The sequence below is a fragment of the Maridesulfovibrio pacificus (SeqCode) genome (assembly GCF_048612815.1).
GTDB lineage: Bacteria > Desulfobacterota > Desulfovibrionia > Desulfovibrionales > Desulfovibrionaceae > Maridesulfovibrio > Maridesulfovibrio pacificus.
In genome coordinates, this window is sequence record NZ_JBLZNE010000001.1 from 15385 (window position 1) to 32710 (window position 17326).

Below are 17326 nucleotides of genomic sequence, written 5' to 3' on the forward strand. Positions count from 1 at the left end.
TCGGGATGCTTTAGGCGATGGGACTCGATTAAATTAATACCGGCTTTATTTCAAACTGGATTGGTAAGGCAGATGTCTTTGCGTGTATTGGTGGTATTAGATTGAGTTATGCCAGCCAATAAAAACTTTTTTAAAGGTTGGCGAAAATTAGCGCTGCAAAAGATCTTTCGTATTATGTGCAGATAATGAGCTATTGTAAATTTCTAGCCAGAATTGCTCTTCTTCCGTTCAAGTCCGGTTTGCTCCTGAAATGATTTATACACATTCCCAGACTCCAAGAGTCTGTTGGATCATGCTACTTTTTGAGTTGATCTTCCGGTAATTTTAGATGGGAGAGGGGTGCTTGCCGCATTATTTAAAGAGAAGATTTGTTCTGTTTCAGCGGTCAGATATGCAGAATTACGAATGTTTCCTTCAGCCGATATCGCCCTCGTAAGTCATGTTTACACAGCGGGTGAGTGGTCATTATTATTTAATTTAAAACGTAGACATAAATAGTAATCGTTCTTATTAAATGTGAGTCCTTAACTGAATTAAAGAAAAATCGTCACAGAAAATAATTTTCTTTTTTAATACGTCAGTGTTATTTCACACATACTTAATTGGATTCATATATAAATAAAAGGTTACAATTTATGAATATTTCTTCTCGATTGAAGCTGTCAGCTTTTGTTCTTGGTTTTATCCCGGCTATTATCGCCCTTATCCTTTTTGCCTTCAGCCCTGATTTTGTTTTTGGGTCGATGTCTTCAACTGTCCTGTTGTGCGGCATAGCTGTGAGTCTGGTGTTTACAATTTTCATTGTATACAGCATCAGTCGCAATGTGATTTCACCCATTGAAAATCTGCGCGATTTTGCAGTTGATGTGCAGAAAGGGAAGGCTAACGATGAGTGTTCCGGCTTTTATATGCATGAATTGGAAGAGCTTAAGGTGGCCGTGTGTGCAATGGTCGCCAGCCTTGAGGAAGCCAACAAGAGAGCCGAATCCCTGAGCGAGGAGGCGCGCCTGAAAAATATCGAAATTGAAGCAGCATTACAAAGCAGCCGCGATAAGGAAGAGCAGACTCAAAAGCTTATTGCTTCCATGCGAAAGGCCGCTGACAAGGCCGGTAATTCTTCCGAACGTATTTTCTCAGGCATCAATGATTTGAGTGAGCGTATTGAAAAGGTCGGTGAAGGTGTCGAGGTCCAGCGTGACCGCATGACTGAAACCGCTACCGCCATGGAGGAGATGAACTCCACTGTGGCTGAAGTCGCCCGTAATGCCTCGCTTGCCGCGGGGAACGCTGATCAGTCACGTGAAAATGCAGCAACCGGGGCTCGTGGTGTTAATGATGCCGTTGATGCTATCAAAAAGGTTGAGGACGAAGTCCTTTCACTTAAGCAGACCATGGGGCAGCTTGGGGAGCGCGCAGAAAATATTGATCGCGTCATTAACGTAATCAACGACATTGCAGACCAGACCAACCTTCTGGCCCTGAATGCTGCTATTGAAGCTGCGAGGGCAGGCGAGGCTGGACGCGGATTTGCTGTTGTTGCCGACGAGGTCCGCAAGCTGGCTGAAAAAACTATGGAAGCCACCAAAGAAGTCGGTGACGCCATTACCGATATTCAGGAACATGCCAAAACAAACGTGGCTTCTGTAGATCGCGCTGCAGCCGATATTGTCGCAGGTACTGAAACCGCGGTGGAATCCGGTAAGTACATGCAGGAAATCGTAACCATAATTGAGTCCACTTCCGAGCAGGTTGAATCCATTGCTACTGCTTCTGAAGAGCAGTCAGCCACCAGTGAAGAAATCAACAATGCTGTTTCCGACGTTACTCAGGTTGCACAGGAAACTGCAGAGGAAATGGGCGAGGCCCGTAGCATCCTCATTGAGGTTTCAAGTCTTGTTCAGGAGCTGGATACTTTGATTAATGGAATGGCTCAGGGAGACCTTGCCTCTGCATCCGGTAATGACCTTGTTACCTGGAGTGACACTGCTTATTCGGTCGGCATCAAGTCTATTGATGTACAGCACAAGAAGCTTGTCGGCATGATCAACGGATTGCACAAGGCAATGCGTGACCGCGCATCAGATACTGTCATGAAGAAATTGGTAGAAGAGCTTAAGAACTATACAGTGGACCATTTCAGCACTGAAGAAAAACTTTTTGACCGTTTTGGCTATCCTCAGACTCCGGCACATAAGGAGTTACATGAAAAATTCGTCAATCAGGTCCTTGAATTTGAATCAGCATTACTTAGCGGTAAGGCCAAGGTAACCATGGATGTCATGCATTTCCTTAAGGACTGGTTGATAGAGCATATCCAGGGTGAAGACCGGAAGTACACCTCATTCCTGAACAGTCGCGGAGTTCGTTAAGTTCACAAGGGGGATTATGCTGCTTTCCTCAATAAACCTGAACCTTATCAGTGCGCTCAAGGCTTTGCTGGATGAAGCTAATGTTACCCGTGCAGCAAAACGGCTTAATGTTACCCAGTCGGCCATGAGCCGCAATCTGGCGCAGTTGCGTGAAATTTTTGCTGACCCGCTTCTGGTGCGGGTTGGTAATTCTTTGGTCCTGACTGAACGGGCTTTGGAATTGCGCAGGCGGGTGGATGCGGTACTTGCTGAAATTCACAGTATGGTCGAGGGGGAAAGTTTCACCCCTGCCACCTGTACAAGTTTATTCCGTATTGCCACCACCGACTATGTGGCTGAGCAGGTCATTCCCGACGCCCTTACGAATATGCATGATGAGGCCCCGCATATTCGGGTGGAAGTCTCCACCATGGGTAGTGGGGATTTTGAGCGGCTTGCTGACCGTTCGCTTGATTTTGTGTCCTGCATCATGGAGGAGTCCATGTCCGGTCTTGAGCACGCGACCATTGGGCGTGACCGGTTTAAATGTTGTATGCGTGCCGGCCATCCGCTACGGGAAGGGTTTAATCTTGATGAGTATTGTGAGGCACTGCATGCGGCTGTCACCGGAACCGGGGATAAGATACGCCCGGTTGATAATTATTTGATGCAGCAGGGGAGGACCCGCAGGATCACTTTTTCAGCGCCGCTATACGGTTCTGTGCTGGAAGTCGTCAAACGTTCTGACCTGCTGCTCACGATTCCCGCACATATCGCTCATAATCTTAGCTTTCGCTATGGTTTAAGTGTCGTGGAACTTCCTTTTGAACTCCCTGAGTTCGAATATTCACTCTTCTGGCATTCCTGCCGTAACGCCGATTCCGCTCATATCTGGTTCAGGGAATGTTTGATGAAAGAGATCCGTTTGCTCCCGGCTTCCGGGGTACCGGATATGATTTGAAGTCATGTCTCGTATGATTAATTATGATTTCAAATTATGATTATCCGCGGGTAAGTACTATCGCCAAGGAGATAGTAATGCTTGAAACAGTCTTTACCCTGCTGACAATTTGCTTTTTAGCCCGCATGAGTCCCGGTCCGGATATGATGCTCCTCATCCACCACGCAGGATGCGGCACGGCTGATGATAAGCGTGGATTATTGCGTTGTTCCCATGCTGCTTACGGCTGTGTACTCGGGGTCTGCTTGGGGTTGACTTTCCACGTCAGTCTCTCTGTATTGGGACTGGCCATTGTGCTAAAAAGTAATCCCTTTATTTACAGTCTCTTGCGCTATGTCGGGGCCGTTTATCTGCTTTATATCGGTTATCGCTGTTTTACTGACCGTTCCGGTCTGGAACTGAATGGAACAGCCGAATGTCCTGCCGGGGCTAGTTTCATGCAGGGGTTAAAGGATGGTTTATTCTGTAATCTGCTTAACCCTAAGGTAACCCTGTTCATTCTCAGCATATTCATGCAGTTGGTGGGGGCGGGAGCCGGACTCGGCGAAAAGGCGGTTTACGGATCGGTTATTGTACTGGAAGCTTTTGTCGGATGGGGCTTGTTCGTGGTGTTCCTGAATACTGCCGTTGTGCAGCGTATCTACGGTAGGCATGTCGGTATCATCAATAAGGTGACCGGAGCTATCCTTTTTCTACTGGGCGGTCTTATTTTCGTCAGCTGATAGATTCTGATTTTTGTTTTCAGCTTTACCATCATTGTTATGTGCCCTTTAAAATGCTAAAAATCAGGCATGAAAAAGGGTACTTACTTTTTTTGGGCGGCACTGCTGGGATATCTTGCCACTATCCTGCTCATCTATCATTTTGAATCAACCTGTGAGAATTCCAATATCAGAACCATTTTTGATGCTTTCTGGTATTCGCTGGTGACCCTGACTACTATCGGTTACGGGGACCATTATCCCACGTCCGTTGTAGGAAAGATGGTTTCCATGGTTATGGTGCTGGGCAGTGTCGGCATACTCGGCTATTTCATCGGAAGGCTTACCGAACATATTCAGGCTTTGGCGGAGAGACGTAAAATGGGTTTTGACGGAACTGGTTTTAGCAACCATGTGATAATTGTCGGCTGGAATGAATTCTCGGAAGATGTGGTGACCCAGCTTGTTCATGCCGGTAAAAAGGTATGTATTGTCACGGATAACAAAGATCACATTGATTTTATTTACGAAAGCTTTTCTAGGAAGCAGGTTTTTGTGATTTTTTCGGATATGAATTGCCGCGAGTGTCTGAAGAAAGCCAATGCCGCCGAGGCCGTCTCACTTATGCCTAACCTTGACGATGACACCAAGAATCTTGTCTTCGTACTTAATGCCAAGAAGTACCATCCCCATCTATCTTTTGTTGCAACCATCGATAATTCCGAGTTGAAGGAAACTTTTACCAGTGCCGGAGTCAATTTCACCATCTGTCGCAACGATATTTCATCCAAGATTGTAGCGAGTTATATCTTTGAACCCAGCGTAGCTTTGTTCAATGAGGATCTTCTTTCTTCGGCTTCCGGTAATCAGGACTATGATGTTCAGCAGTATTTCATCAAGGAAGGCAGCAGATTTGACGGTCAGAATTATGGAGATATCTTTGAAGAACTGCGCGAATCCTTCAATGTCTTGGCCATCGGAGTCAGTCAGGATAGAGGGCAGGGGCATGAGTTGAACAAACTGCCACCGTTTTCCTTAAGGGTCAGTTCCGGGGATTATCTGATCGTATTAACTTCAGGGCGCAGTATTGAGCGCTTGAATGATGCTTTCGGTTGTTCCGAGGGTCTTTATTACGCAGAGTAGTTCTGTTTTTGGCAGGCTAAGCCGCGTTGCTTTCGTCTACAAAACATGCTGTTACTTCAGTTCCGGTTGCTTCGGCAGAGTGCATGGTAATTGTTGCCTTGTGTGTTTCGGCAATGAGCTTTGCGGAATATGTCCCCAGTCCGGTCCCGTCTTCTTTGCCAAGGGTGACGTATTTATCGAAAAATCTTTCCCTGATTTCTTCGGGAACAGCCAAGGTGTTTTTTACGGTCACAGATATGGGCGGTCCGCTGTTAATGGCTATGGTTACGGTATCACCTTCTTTGGAAGCTTCCACTGCATTTTTGATCAGGTTGCGGAACATTGTTCTTAGAAGCATACCTTCCCCGGTCAGGAAAATTTCTTCCACTCCTTCTATTTCTTTGCCGTCCAGCATGATGGAAAGATTTACCTTTGACTGGTTCAGAAGCAGGGCCATTTCCTCTTCCAGCGAAGTCATCAGGTCCACCAAATCCAAATTCATGGTTTTCAGACGGTATATTCCCTGTTCCATCTTAAACATATCCAGATGGAACTGAATCATATCCAGCATGCGGTAGCCAGCGGAGGCGATGCGTTTAATGTATTTGCGCTGATCTGCACTTAGTGGCTCTTCGCTGTTGAGCAGCAGTTCCGGGTAGCCGATAACAAGGTTGAGTGATGATTTAAGGTCGTGCCTGTTAATGCGTTCCACCTCATCGCGGATCATCTCTGCGGTTCGTCTTTCATGTATTTGCTGCACCAGCAGTTTGTTTTTCTTTTCCAGTTCAGCCTGTTTGGAACGTAACTGTTTGGTGCGTTGCGAAACAATGTTTTCCAGCATCTCCCTATGGCTATTCAACCACTGGTCCCGCTTATCGATTTTGGCCAGCATGGAGTTGAATTCCGTAACCAGATATCCGATTTCATCATCACTACGGTAGGATACACGGCGGGTGTAGTCCTTGCTTTCAGAAATATCACGCACAGTATCCGTTAACTGGCCTATAGGTTTAGTAAGTTTTTTTCGGAGATAGCCAGTAGTCAGGAAGCAGGTGGTCAGAACAGTAACCAGAATAAGACCGGAAGTGGCTAGATTCTGGAAGAACCAGTCCAGCTGTTCAGTGAAGCAACCCTCCAGAACAATGTAGCCCAAAAGCTCATCACCGGAACGGATCTTTTTCACGATGCGATAGCGGTTGAAGTCTTGGATTGTTGCTGGAGTTCCAGCGGGAAGTTCTTTGGCTGATGTTCCGAATTCGGCGAAAATTTTACCATCCGGAGTGAATATGGCTGCTCCCATGGAATTCCCCACAAGAGTTAGCGATTCTAGCACTTCGGTTGCAGACTCACGGTCATCAAAATCAAGGGCAGGCGCAACGGAAGTGCTCAGGACTTGCGTCAGTGAGGTCGCTTTTTTCAGGGTTGCCTGCCTGAAAGAGTGGAAAAATGAGGCTATATTCAGGGTCAGGGAGATCACAACCGCGGCAATGGTCGTACCCAGAATTGCGAGGCCTACTTTGCGCCCGATGCTGTTCCGGTAATTTTTCATTGTGGTGTGTCTCCGCAATAAATTTCAGATAATTTCAGCAGTTTGGAACTAATGGTCAGCCCCGCTTGACGCGCAGCACAGATATTGACCTGCAGTTTGAAGCGTGAACCTGATTCCACAAGGTTGATCATGCCGCCCATGCGCAGGAAATCAGGACTCTGTCCGATAGTCAGGATCGGCTTGCCTCTGACTTTGTTGAGCACTGCAGCAATAATGCGCGGATTGTCCACATCTATGAACAAAACTCTGAAATCTTCCTCCGGCCAGCGAACCAGTTTAAACTTGTCCGGATTCTTGAAGAAACGGGAAAGCTCTTTCGGGGCCACTGCAGCGACGGTTACCGGACGTTGCGCTACTATTCTGCGCTTATCGGGGCCTAGTACATATTTCGTAATTTTTTTTATGAATAAGGCCTGTAATTGCGGCTGGGTAACCTTGATATGGCGTTGTATTACCGTTTTCGGGCCGGCGTGCGCAGGCAACTCGGGGATGGAACATACCATAAAAAGAGTGGCGATTGTAATTACCAGTATTTTATGGATATTTAGAAATCCCATGTCAGCCTCACCGAACACGATGGTTCTGAAGGAGAATAGTTGCCTTGATAAACATTGGTCAGCAGATTGTTACCGATAAGTTCAAGCAGGAGGTCATGACGGGCCTGCCATGCCAACCTCACATCAAAGCCGAACCCAGTGGAAAGATCCTTGCTGTCCATGGAGTTAAGGTAGGATGTAAAAAGATCCAATTCCCAATCTTCGGCCAGATCTATCAAAGCCTGTAGCTTGATATTGTATAGCGCTGAGTTAAGCGGCGGTGAAAATCCGGGAATTCCTGCCGGGACATCTTGAAAGTCCTGATTGGAAATATCCACAGAAGGTCGCAAGGTCAGGAAGGAGTAAGGTTGCCAGTCCAGAGCTATCTCTGTCCCGTATGAAACTCCGCTCAATCCACTGAACGGTGTAGCTGTGTTTGTGCTGTCATCGAAATTGAAAGTGACCATCTGGTCATAGCTGTTCAGATACAGTGAAACATCCAGCTTCAGGGTTTCGCTGAAGAGTTTGCGGTATCCGGCTTCAAAGGAGTTCAGCTTTTCATTCTCAAGGTCATCGGTGAAATCCATTGTGTATTCTCTGTCCCGAACCCTGATCCTGTAATTACCGTCCCGCAGCCAGAATCCCGGCTTACGGTTGGCGTATGAGTATGCCAGCCAGTATTCCTCATCGTCTTCCATGTACAGAAGGCGTGCAGTGGGCTGGGGGGCAAGGTTGGAACCACCTGAATAATCGAGTTTCAGACCGAGGGTCAGGAAGAGCTTTTCATCAATTAAGGTAATGCGGTCTTTGGCAAAAGCGCTAAAGTCGAGGCGATAGATGCTGTCGTTGGTGACCTGTACATTCTCACCCTGATTAAATTGATCCCAGAAATATTTCCCGCCGATCCCGAAAGTTAGGAAATGAGCATCCAACTGCTCGTTTGAATAGATAAATTCCGAATCGATGGTGTTGGACATGTTCTCCATATCCGCAACCGTGATGGAGCTGCGGGTATAGGAAGAGCGAAACTGCATGCCGGAACGTGCACCTGTCTTGCGGTCCCAGAGAATCTGGACATAGCCGTTGTAATCATTTTTGTCCCTGTTGGCGGAAAAGGGGTTTCCCGGCGGGGAGTTTTCAGTGATTGCGGAACCGGCTATCTGTCCTTGCAGTGAAAATTGGTCGGTGTAGGCATTGAGCCAGTCAGCACGGAAGCCTCCGCTACCGGTGATCCAATCAGTAGAGCCTTTTTCGGTACGTCCCCGGATGTGATAGTTCTTGCCCGGCTCATATTCGCTCTTGGCATATACTGCCATAGTTGCGTTTTCAGATATATGCCCGCCCTTGCGGATAAACTGGCTCACACCTTCGGTTCCGGCAGTGGTTACACTTTGAGTCCCCTGCATTTCCGCAGCGGATTTGGTGATGATGTTGATGACGCCGTTGAATGATTCTGAACCCCAGAGGCTGGTCCACGGACCGCGGATAATTTCGATCCGCTTTACTGCTTGAATAGGTAGATTCTGACTGGACCAGATTACCCCGTGGAAATAGGGCGATGTTATGGGCCTGTTGTCTACCAGAATAAGTTGCTTGCTGTTGAAAGTGCCTGAGAATCCCCTGACTCCGATAGCCCATTTGTCAGTGTCAGTGCGTGTTACAACCACACCGGGAACAGTCCTTAGAGCTTCTGGAACTGTTCTGGCTCCACTGCGCCTGATGTCCTCTTCGGTGAGGATGGTGTATGAACCGGCTATGTTTTCGAGTGATTGTTTGCGTTCGGAAGGGGATATCATTTCGACCTGAAGCAGGTCTTCGAGATCAAGCTTTTCCAGTTCTGCAGAGACATCCTTGTCTTCTGCAAAACTTGGTGCGGTACCGGCCACCATGGCCAGAAGAATGAGAGAGAGGGCAACAACTGCCAACCGCAATCTGATCATGCTTTTAGGCCTGAGTCCTCGAGGTCATCATATATCCGCGGCCGCGGATGGTTTTGATTGAGACGGAATCTCCGATTTTGCGGCGCAGGTTACTCATATGCACGTTGAGTACATAGTCATCAAAGTCGGCACTCCTGCCGAGAGCGATTTCCATGAGTTCATCACGTTCAATAAGCTTTCCGCAACTGGCGGCAAGATGTTCAATGATGCTGAATTCAGCAGCGGTGAAGTGGGTTTCAATTCCTTTGACTATAATGGCGTGGGAATCAAGGTTGATATCAAGTTCCCCGACTTTGAGTTTGCCCCGAGAGCTGGGGGTAATGCTGTGGGATTGCGGGGTCATGGAGCAGCGGCGCAGGGAGGCGCGCATGCGGGCCAGCAGCTCGCGCAAGGGAAAAGGTTTGCATATGTAGTCGTCAGCACCCATCTCGAGGCCGACCACTCTGTCTACTTCGTCTCCCTTACCGGTAAGCATGATTACCGGAACTGTTGAGTCCAGCCGGATTTTCTCCAGCACATTCAGCCCGCTGATGTCTGGTAGGACAATGTCCAGCAGGATTAGGTCATATTCATCACAGCCGAATGCTTTAAGCCCTTCCTTGGCTGTGCATTTGTGATGCAGGCTGTACCCCTCGCCGTCCAGGTAGGTAGATAAAAGCTCCCCCATCTCCGGGTCGTCGTCGATAAGAAGTATCTTGTTCATAATTTTCTCCTGCATCGCATACTATGTGTTTAGAAGGGATAAGCAAATAAGTTTAGTGTAAATAAGTGTTAATAAGATTAAGAAATGTTAAGGAAGACTGAATCTGTCTATAGTGTCCGCAATTTGAACGGGGTATGAAAATATTTCCCCATAAACGTTCTTTACCTCCGCTACGTATAAGCAAGTAAAGGCAGGTGAATCGGTCTCCTGCTGATAGTGCAAGGATGTACGATAAAACACGGAGGTTTTTATGTCTTTAGTAATCAATAACAATACCGTTGCAAATGCTACCGCTCGCCATCTTAATGATGCTTACAGCGCACTTAGTTCTTCCACTGAAAAGATGTCTTCCGGTTTGCGCATCAATTCTGCAGCAGATGATGCAGCAGGTCTTGCTGTTCGCGAACTTATGCGTTCGGATATCTCAACTCTGCAACAGGGTGTGCGAAATGCCAATGACGGTATTTCAATGATCCAGACTGCAGACGGCGCGCTCGGTGTTGTGGATGAAAAGCTTATCCGTATGAAGGAACTGGCGGAACAGGCTGCAACCGGTACTTACACCTCGGACCAGCGGGCCCTGATTGATCAGGAATATCAGGCTATGGCGTCGGAAATCACTCGAATTGCCAGTGCTACTGATTTTAACGGTATCCACCTGCTCAATGGTAATGTTTCCGGCGACAATGCTGTAACCATCCACTTTGGGACCGGCAACGACAGCGCGGAAGATAAGTATGATATTGAGATCGGAACATGCACCGCCTCAGCTCTCGGTATTGGTAACCAGAGTGCTGAAAATGCCGGTTACACAGTATCTACTCAGGAAGCCGCTCAGGCATCACTTGAAGCCCTTGATAACGCAATTATCTCCAAGGATAAGATCAGGGCAAACCTCGGTGCTCTTGAAAACAGGCTTGAAGCAACCATTTCCAACCTTGAGATTCAGGGTGAAAACCTGCAGGCCGCAGAATCCCAGATTTCAGACGTGGATGTCGCAACCGAGATGACCAATTATTCCAAGCAGCAGATCATCACCCAGTCTGCGGTTTCAATGCTTGCACAGGCAAATTCCCTGCCTCAGATGGCTCTGTCACTCATCGGCTAGTCCGTCAACTTCTAAAAATTTAACCAAGGCCCGGTTTACCGGGCCTTTTTTTGTGATTGTGCATGAGGCTGTTGTCCTGACTTACCGGGATAACGGCCTTTTTCCGTTTTGTAGCGGTTAAATGTTCCGGCAAAAAGTTCCCCTCTGCCGATTTTGCCCCCTCGCAGCCGGAAATGAGCCTTTTCTGACTTAAGAATCCTTAAATTCAGTCTTTTTTCATTAGCTGAGCTAAATCTATTTAACAAATCCTGAATTCAATCTGTTTCATTCTGAATTCAATTCCATTGTAAATTAACATTTGTAGGAATGTAAGTTGCTCCATTCTAGGCAGTAGGAGGAGTTATGAATACTTACATTGAACAAAAATACGAATATATTTCTGAAAAAGAAATAAACTGTTTTTTTAAAGATAATATTAATTTTATAAAAAATGTAGTCAGTAAGTTTATATTTTCTAAGTATGTAGGTGCTAACAAAAATGATGTTGATGAAGTGTGTCAGGAAGTAGCAGTTAAAATATTGAAAAATGATTACATAGCTAAATATTCCTCTGAAAAAAGCTCCATAAATACTTGGTTGTATATCATAAGTCGCTCCGTTGCAGTTGATTATATGAGAAAAAATAATCGTATATATATCAATATATATGATCTCAAAGATATTTCACAACCTGAAAATGAAAAAATAGATTTTAAATTACCTGAAGAAATTTTGTCCAAGAGACAAAAAGAGGTCGTAAGGATGATTTTCTGGGGAGATTTAAAGGCTGTGGAAGTAGCGGAACAGTTGGGCATCACTTCCCGTACAGTCCGCTGCATCAAGCATCAGGCAATTCAGAAACTTCGCCGCCACTTTTCAGCGTCCGGCGAGAGGAGGGTCGTATCATGAGTGTCGACGGCGTCAGCTACTACAGCAGCCTAACCGGGTCGGATACGAGCAGCACTACAACTACAGCCAGCGACAATACCTCGCTTGATCAGGTTGATTTCCTGACCCTGCTGACAACCCAGTTGGAATATCAGGACCCCACCAACCCCGTGGATAACACTGAAATGGTTAACCAGATGACCAACTATTCCATGCTCGATGAAGACGTGCAGCAGAATGAAAATCTGGAAACAATCATCAATCAGCTTGATGCACTCTCGGCGCTAAGTACCTCCGGTTACATCGGGGAGGAAGTCATGGCTGACGGCGGTGTCATCTCCGTGGAAGACGGTGCAGCCACCTCCGTGACCATTGACCTGCAGGAAGATGCTTCAGTTCTCGGCCTGAACATCTACGATTCCGAAGGAACCCTTATGGACACCGTTTACTACACCGACATCGAAGCAGGGGAGTTTGAAATTTCCGGCGAGGACATTTTGAGCAATTCCAACATCGAATCAGACGGAACATACACCGCCCTTGTCTTTGCCAACGATGCCGACGAAGCCTCCGTTCCTGTCTACATCAAGTCCGCCGGGACCATCACAGCAGTGGATCAGGATGATTCAGGCAATACAACCCTGACCCTGGCTGACGGACGCGAAGTTTCAATCACCGACGTTTCGTTCATTTAAATAAATTTTATTAACGCAGGAGCAAAAAGATGAGTGTCACCAGTTCTCTGTATACCGGAATTTCAGGGCTTAACGTAAACTCTCAGGCAACATCCGTGGTTTCCAACAACCTCGCCAACTCCTCCACAGTTGGTTTTAAGGGGTCAGATGCGGTCTTTGAGGATGTTTTCTACTCAACCATTACCACCGGAAGTGGGCTTTCACAGGTAGGTAACGGTGCCGGAGTCTCCACCATCAACGTTGACTACACTCAGGGGTCTTATGAAGATTCCAGTGTCTCCACCAACGTGGCTCTCAATGGTGACGGTTATTTTATTGTACTGGACCCGGATACCGGCACCACTTACTACACCCGCGCCGGAAACTTTGATTTCGATAAAGACGGTTATCTGGTCGACCCGTACGGCAATCAGGTTCAGGGATGGGAAATCGAAGACGGTACCGCCTCCGGTTCACTGACCACCATTCAGCTGGACCAGTCCCAGTCTCCGCCAAGGGCGACTTCTGAAATCAGCCTGACCATGAACCTCGATTCCCAGAGTGTTGACGAGGCCATCACCTCCAATCCCTACACCTCTTTGTTCGAACTCTATGACGGTACTGACAATCCTCCGCTGGACGATTCACAGTATAGTTATTCCACCACCATGACCGTCTACGATGAGAACGGTTCCGCACATGACATGACTTTCTACATGGACCCGGTGGATGTGGATGCCGACGGTAATATCGTTTGGGAATATGTTGCGGCATACGATGTTGAGGATGATATGCGTACTACAGCCGATGGTGTGGACATGAACACCACCAGCGGTGCCGGACTGGCCATGACTGGAACCCTGACCTTCAATTCCGAAGGGCAGATGACTTCCATGACCGCTTTCACCCTTTCCAATGCTGCTACATCCACTGACACAAAAGATCCCGATCAGTGGGGACTCGCCGACCTCAGCCCTGAAGGCTACCCGGAAGTAAATCTCAACTTTACCGGAAGTACCAGCGGGCAGGATGTGTACATAAACTTCGGTATGTCCAGTGACAATGCCACTTGGGATACTTCAGGCGGTATTAACTCATTGGGCGATATTACCGCGGCAACCGACTATTCCGACCTTCCATCATTTACGGATTACACACTCGAATTGGGGGCTACCACCAGTTACAGCGACAGTTCTTCAGCTACTTATAGTGTTTCACAGGACGGTTATCCTACCGGGTCTCTAGTCTCCGTGGAAGTTGATGAAAACGGTATACTTGTGGGTAACTATTCCAACAGCCAGTCAATCGAACTCTATCAGCTCGGCCTTGCAGATTTCACAAACGAAGGGGGGCTAAGCGCAGAAGGAGGAACCCTGTTCCGCGCTACCACTGAATCAGGTGAAGCCATTATCGGCACCGCCGGAACCGCAGGGTTCGGTTCAGTGGTATCCAACTCTCTTGAGGCTTCAAACGTAGACCTAGCATCCCAGATGACCGAGCTGATCATCATCCAGTCTGCATATCAGGCCAACAGTAAGGTTGTAACAACCGCAGATACCCTGTTGCAGACTGCTATTTCATTGAAGAATTAAAGAATTGATTTGATATGCTTCGCGTTTTTTCGATCTGGTTCAGCCTCCAGCGGCCAAAGGAGCTAAGCCCCTTTGGAATTCCTGAGAGTTTGATTTGAACCGCGCACGGCTTTATGTGCGTCAGCGGCGAAGCCCTATTAAAAGTTTTTGGGATTCTTAAACCCTTTTTACAAAAAGGGTTTAAGCCCTCGGAGAGCCGCCGGAGGCACTATGAGTTTAACAAATGCAATGTCCATAGGCGAAAGGGCCGTAGCCAACGCGCAGGTCTCGATCAACACGACCAGCAACAACATCGCCAATGCCGAGACCGAAGGTTACCAGCGTGCCGATGCTGTTTACGACAACATGGGCAACATCTCTGTTTACGGCAACAGCCTTGGTACAGGGGCGGACATTGTTGCGATACAGGCCAATTGGGACAGCTTTATTGAGAAGCAATACCTTGCGGCCTCGGCTGATTTGGCCTCCAGCGAAGCACAATACAAATATCTTTCCCAGATGGATTCCATCTTTAATCAAAGCGATGGTGAAGGACTGGCGGCAGCGCAGGATGAATTCCTGAGTGCATGGAACGGCCTTTCCACCTATCCGGATTCTCTGGCCGAACGTGAAGACCTGCTTGGTGAAGCTGATTCGCTTATCTACGCGCTCAATTCAACATATTCGGAACTTAAGGATATGTCTGCCAGCGTGGAGTCTGAGATTGTCGATCAGGTCAATACCGCTAATGAATTGATAGATTCTATCGGATTACTCAACGAGCAGATTTCAGCCAACCCGGATAACTACGAACTTGTAGCCAGCCGGGATCAGGCCATTCGTGAACTGGATGAACTAATCGGGGTGGAAGTGCTCAGTTATGAAGACGGATCTACCAAGATTTATACTGAGACCGGACACCCGCTGGTAGAGGGGGAGGAAACCCATCACCTTGCAGTTGCATACGATGATGATACTTCCAAAACCGGATTGTTCTGGGAAAACGGTTCCGGCGGTCTGGTGGATATAACCCCCATGAACGATGATGACGGAAATCCGGTTTCCGGGCGTACTGACAGCGGCTCAATTGCCGGATTGTTTATTACCCGTGATGAATATGTCCAGCCAACTATGGACCGCCTAAACGATTACACCTCTACCCTGATCTGGGAGACAAACGTGGCCCATTCACAGGGGGCGGGGCTGGAGTCGCACACAGCAGTGGAAGGAACTTACGGTGTGGATGATCAGACAGCCCCTCTCTCTGATTGCGGGTTGGATTTCGATGACAAGATCACTTCCGGTGAATTCACTCTCTATACCTATGATGCAGACGGCAACATGACTGCAAGCTCGGCAATCAGTATCGATCCGGCAACTGATTCTCTGGACGAGGTTGTTGCGGATATTAATACAGCCTTTGGGGGGACCCTGACCGCTTCAGTCAACTCTGACGGTGAATTGGAACTTGAAGCCGTTGGCGATTCATCTTTTGAATTTGGGGAGGATAGCTCCGGTTTTCTGGCTGCTGCGGGAATCAATACTTTTTTCGAGGGCAGTTCTGCCGGAGATATTGCGGTTAACGATTATGTCGTCTCCGACCCTTCGCATCTTAATGCCGGAGAAGTGGGGGATGATGGAACTGTATCTTCAGGCAGCAACGATACTGCCAGGTCCATAAACGATTTGTTGAGTCAGACCGTATCAATAGGTGAGGGGGCGTCTGCAACGAATGCTTCTTTGAGCGAATATCTGTCATCCATTGTCTCCAATGTGGGGGCGGCAGCTTCTGCTGCTGAGACTCAGGTTACCTGTGATACGGCTGCGGCTCAGATTTATGCCGACCAACAGGAGTCGGTGAGCGGAGTGAATGTTGATGAGGAGCTGGTCAACCTGACCAAAGCCCAGCATCAGTACGAGGCGGCCTGTCAGATTATTTCTGTCACCCGCGATATGATCGATACCATTCTGGGCATTGTTTAGTTTGAAAAATAAAAATTTATTTGAGGGGATTATCTCAGGAGGCAGCCATGAGAGTCAGTACAGCACAGATTTATGACCAGAGTATGACCAATGTCAGCAGGTCCTTGGCTGATTACATGAATGTTTCCAGTCAGGTCGCCACTCAGAAGAAGATAAATGCCCCGTCTGATGATCCGGCAGGTATGGGCAATGTGGTCAACCTGCGCAGCTATGACCAGACCCTTGAAGATTACTATAACAACACCCAGTACGCTAAGAGCTTGCTGGGCAGTGCGGACGGCCTGCTCAGTGAAGCCAGCGAGATAATGATTTCCGTCAAGGAACAGGCCGAGCAGGGTGCCACCGGAACTTATACGGACGAGCAACAGCAGGCCATGGCGGTAAATATGATGGGTTATCAGGATTCCCTGCTTGCTATTGCCAACTCCGAAATTGGCGATGACTACCTTTTCTCCGGTGAATCTACGGATACGGCTCCATATGAATATGTCCCCGGCGTAACGATTACCGGGGATTCTCCGGCTAAAACTGATTTCGCAGCATTTACGGGTGAGCTTGATGATCCGGTAATAGTGGAGTTCACCTCAGACGGAACCGTCGGCACAGACTCTGTTGATTATCGCTATTCCCTTGATGGCGGGAGCACGTGGCTTACCGGAACTATGGACGGCACGGCTGTTCCCCCGGATACGACTATGGAACTGGGAGATGTTTCCGTAGAAATGAACGCAGGTACGGCGGTTGTAGCTTATGACTCTGATGATAAGACTGGCGGTCAGTTCGTAGTCCGTAATTCACTGCAATACAACGGAGCTGACGAGGCGATGTCTGTGGGGATTTCAGAAAGTACCGAGCTGGATGTGAATTCCGTGGGCAGCGATATGTTCGGCGGTGTGGACCCGGATACCGGAGAATCTTTTTCCGATCCCAACATGTTTGAAGCCATAAGCGACTCCATTGCCTACATGTGGATAGGGGATGAGGAAGCTACGGCAACTACAATTGAAACCATCGATAATGGCTACAACCGGATGTTGATCGAAACATCCAATGTGGGGGCTCGAGAGGAGAAAGCCGATTTCACCGGACAAAGTTTGAGCCTGACCCGTGAGCGTGTTGCATCTGCCCTCAGCGACGAGGAGGATGCTGACAGCACTGCATTGACCATTGAACTCAGCCGTTCGGAATACATCTATAATGCCGTGCTCAGTTCAACCTCTGAAGTTATCAGCATGTCGATCATGAATTATCTGTAGGAGGTTC

At 47.8% G+C, this 17326-nt stretch carries 14 protein-coding genes; 10 read left to right on the forward strand and 4 right to left on the reverse strand.

Going from position 1 to position 17326, the window contains the following annotated elements:
* The first annotated feature begins 635 nt into the window (after positions 1-635).
* From ACNI23_RS00065 to ACNI23_RS00080, 4 genes are all read left to right on the forward strand, one after another.
* Positions 636-2369: a bacteriohemerythrin gene (locus ACNI23_RS00065; protein ID WP_420245933.1), complete on the forward strand. Its 1734-nt coding sequence runs from the start codon at positions 636-638 to the stop codon at positions 2367-2369.
* Positions 2370-2385: 16 nt separating this feature from the next.
* Positions 2386-3309: a LysR family transcriptional regulator gene (locus ACNI23_RS00070; protein ID WP_420245935.1), complete on the forward strand. Its 924-nt coding sequence runs from the start codon at positions 2386-2388 to the stop codon at positions 3307-3309.
* A 77-nt stretch (positions 3310-3386) separates the two neighbouring features.
* Positions 3387-4031: a LysE family translocator gene (locus tag ACNI23_RS00075; RefSeq protein WP_420245937.1), complete on the forward strand. Its 645-nt coding sequence runs from the start codon at positions 3387-3389 to the stop codon at positions 4029-4031.
* Positions 4032-4100: 69 nt separating this feature from the next.
* On the forward strand, positions 4101-5153 hold the full coding sequence (locus ACNI23_RS00080) for a potassium channel family protein (protein WP_420245939.1): 1053 nt from the start codon (positions 4101-4103) through the stop codon (positions 5151-5153).
* A 16-nt stretch (positions 5154-5169) separates the two neighbouring features.
* Here ACNI23_RS00080 and ACNI23_RS00085 read toward each other — a convergent pair whose 3' ends face one another.
* Genes ACNI23_RS00085 through ACNI23_RS00100 form a run of 4 tightly spaced genes read right to left on the reverse strand, consistent with a single transcriptional unit; the run spans position 5170 to position 9860 of the window.
* Positions 5170-6681 (reverse strand): ATP-binding protein, encoded by a 1512-nt coding sequence (locus ACNI23_RS00085; RefSeq protein WP_420245940.1) that lies wholly within the window; start codon positions 6679-6681, stop codon positions 5170-5172.
* Positions 6678-7238, reverse strand: a complete 561-nt coding sequence (locus tag ACNI23_RS00090; RefSeq protein ID WP_420245941.1) for a YfiR family protein — start codon at positions 7236-7238, stop codon at positions 6678-6680. Before ACNI23_RS00090 ends, ACNI23_RS00085 begins: the two co-directional genes overlap by 4 nt.
* Entirely contained in the window at positions 7226-9157 is a 1932-nt protein-coding gene (locus tag ACNI23_RS00095; RefSeq protein ID WP_420245942.1) for a TonB-dependent receptor plug domain-containing protein, read from the reverse strand. Before ACNI23_RS00095 ends, ACNI23_RS00090 begins: the two co-directional genes overlap by 13 nt.
* Positions 9158-9161: 4 nt before the next feature.
* Positions 9162-9860: a response regulator transcription factor gene (locus ACNI23_RS00100; RefSeq protein ID WP_420245943.1), complete on the reverse strand. Its 699-nt coding sequence runs from the start codon at positions 9858-9860 to the stop codon at positions 9162-9164.
* A gap of 250 nt (positions 9861-10110) precedes the next feature.
* Between ACNI23_RS00100 and ACNI23_RS00105 the strand changes: the two genes are divergently transcribed.
* From ACNI23_RS00105 to flgL, 6 genes are all read left to right on the forward strand, one after another.
* On the forward strand, positions 10111-10968 hold the full coding sequence (locus ACNI23_RS00105) for a flagellin N-terminal helical domain-containing protein (RefSeq protein WP_015850822.1): 858 nt from the start codon (positions 10111-10113) through the stop codon (positions 10966-10968).
* A 342-nt stretch (positions 10969-11310) separates the two neighbouring features.
* On the forward strand, positions 11311-11856 hold the full coding sequence (locus tag ACNI23_RS00110) for an RNA polymerase sigma factor (RefSeq protein ID WP_420245945.1): 546 nt from the start codon (positions 11311-11313) through the stop codon (positions 11854-11856).
* Positions 11853-12530, forward strand: coding sequence for a flagellar hook assembly protein FlgD (locus ACNI23_RS00115; protein ID WP_420245946.1), 678 nt, complete (start codon positions 11853-11855; stop codon positions 12528-12530). Before ACNI23_RS00110 ends, ACNI23_RS00115 begins: the two co-directional genes overlap by 4 nt.
* Before the next feature lie 29 nt (positions 12531-12559).
* The gene (locus ACNI23_RS00120) at positions 12560-14101 is read left to right on the forward strand and encodes a flagellar hook protein FlgE (protein WP_420245948.1); all 1542 of its coding nucleotides are present in this window, start codon (positions 12560-12562) and stop codon (positions 14099-14101) included.
* Positions 14102-14311: 210 nt separating this feature from the next.
* Entirely contained in the window at positions 14312-16063 is a 1752-nt protein-coding gene (flgK, locus tag ACNI23_RS00125; RefSeq protein ID WP_420245949.1) for a flagellar hook-associated protein FlgK, read from the forward strand.
* A 47-nt stretch (positions 16064-16110) separates the two neighbouring features.
* Positions 16111-17319: a flagellar hook-associated protein FlgL gene (gene flgL, locus ACNI23_RS00130; protein WP_420245950.1), complete on the forward strand. Its 1209-nt coding sequence runs from the start codon at positions 16111-16113 to the stop codon at positions 17317-17319.
* Positions 17320-17326: the final 7 nt, after the last annotated feature.

Excerpts from the sequence above, each read along its gene's own strand:
- ACNI23_RS00065 (WP_420245933.1), top strand. The coding sequence starts at position 636 with ATGAATATTTCTTCTCGATTGAAGCTGTCAGCTTTTGTTCTTGGTTTT.
- ACNI23_RS00070 (WP_420245935.1), top strand. The coding sequence starts at position 2,386 with ATGCTGCTTTCCTCAATAAACCTGAACCTTATCAGTGCGCTCAAGGCT.
- ACNI23_RS00075 (WP_420245937.1), top strand. The coding sequence starts at position 3,387 with ATGCTTGAAACAGTCTTTACCCTGCTGACAATTTGCTTTTTAGCCCGC.
- ACNI23_RS00080 (WP_420245939.1), top strand. The coding sequence starts at position 4,101 with ATGAAAAAGGGTACTTACTTTTTTTGGGCGGCACTGCTGGGATATCTT.
- ACNI23_RS00085 (WP_420245940.1), bottom strand. The coding sequence starts at position 6,681 with ATGAAAAATTACCGGAACAGCATCGGGCGCAAAGTAGGCCTCGCAATT.
- ACNI23_RS00090 (WP_420245941.1), bottom strand. The coding sequence starts at position 7,238 with ATGGGATTTCTAAATATCCATAAAATACTGGTAATTACAATCGCCACT.
- ACNI23_RS00095 (WP_420245942.1), bottom strand. The coding sequence starts at position 9,157 with ATGATCAGATTGCGGTTGGCAGTTGTTGCCCTCTCTCTCATTCTTCTG.
- ACNI23_RS00100 (WP_420245943.1), bottom strand. The coding sequence starts at position 9,860 with ATGAACAAGATACTTCTTATCGACGACGACCCGGAGATGGGGGAGCTT.
- ACNI23_RS00105 (WP_015850822.1), top strand. The coding sequence starts at position 10,111 with ATGTCTTTAGTAATCAATAACAATACCGTTGCAAATGCTACCGCTCGC.
- ACNI23_RS00110 (WP_420245945.1), top strand. The coding sequence starts at position 11,311 with ATGAATACTTACATTGAACAAAAATACGAATATATTTCTGAAAAAGAA.
- ACNI23_RS00115 (WP_420245946.1), top strand. The coding sequence starts at position 11,853 with ATGAGTGTCGACGGCGTCAGCTACTACAGCAGCCTAACCGGGTCGGAT.
- ACNI23_RS00120 (WP_420245948.1), top strand. The coding sequence starts at position 12,560 with ATGAGTGTCACCAGTTCTCTGTATACCGGAATTTCAGGGCTTAACGTA.
- flgK (WP_420245949.1), top strand. The coding sequence starts at position 14,312 with ATGAGTTTAACAAATGCAATGTCCATAGGCGAAAGGGCCGTAGCCAAC.
- flgL (WP_420245950.1), top strand. The coding sequence starts at position 16,111 with ATGAGAGTCAGTACAGCACAGATTTATGACCAGAGTATGACCAATGTC.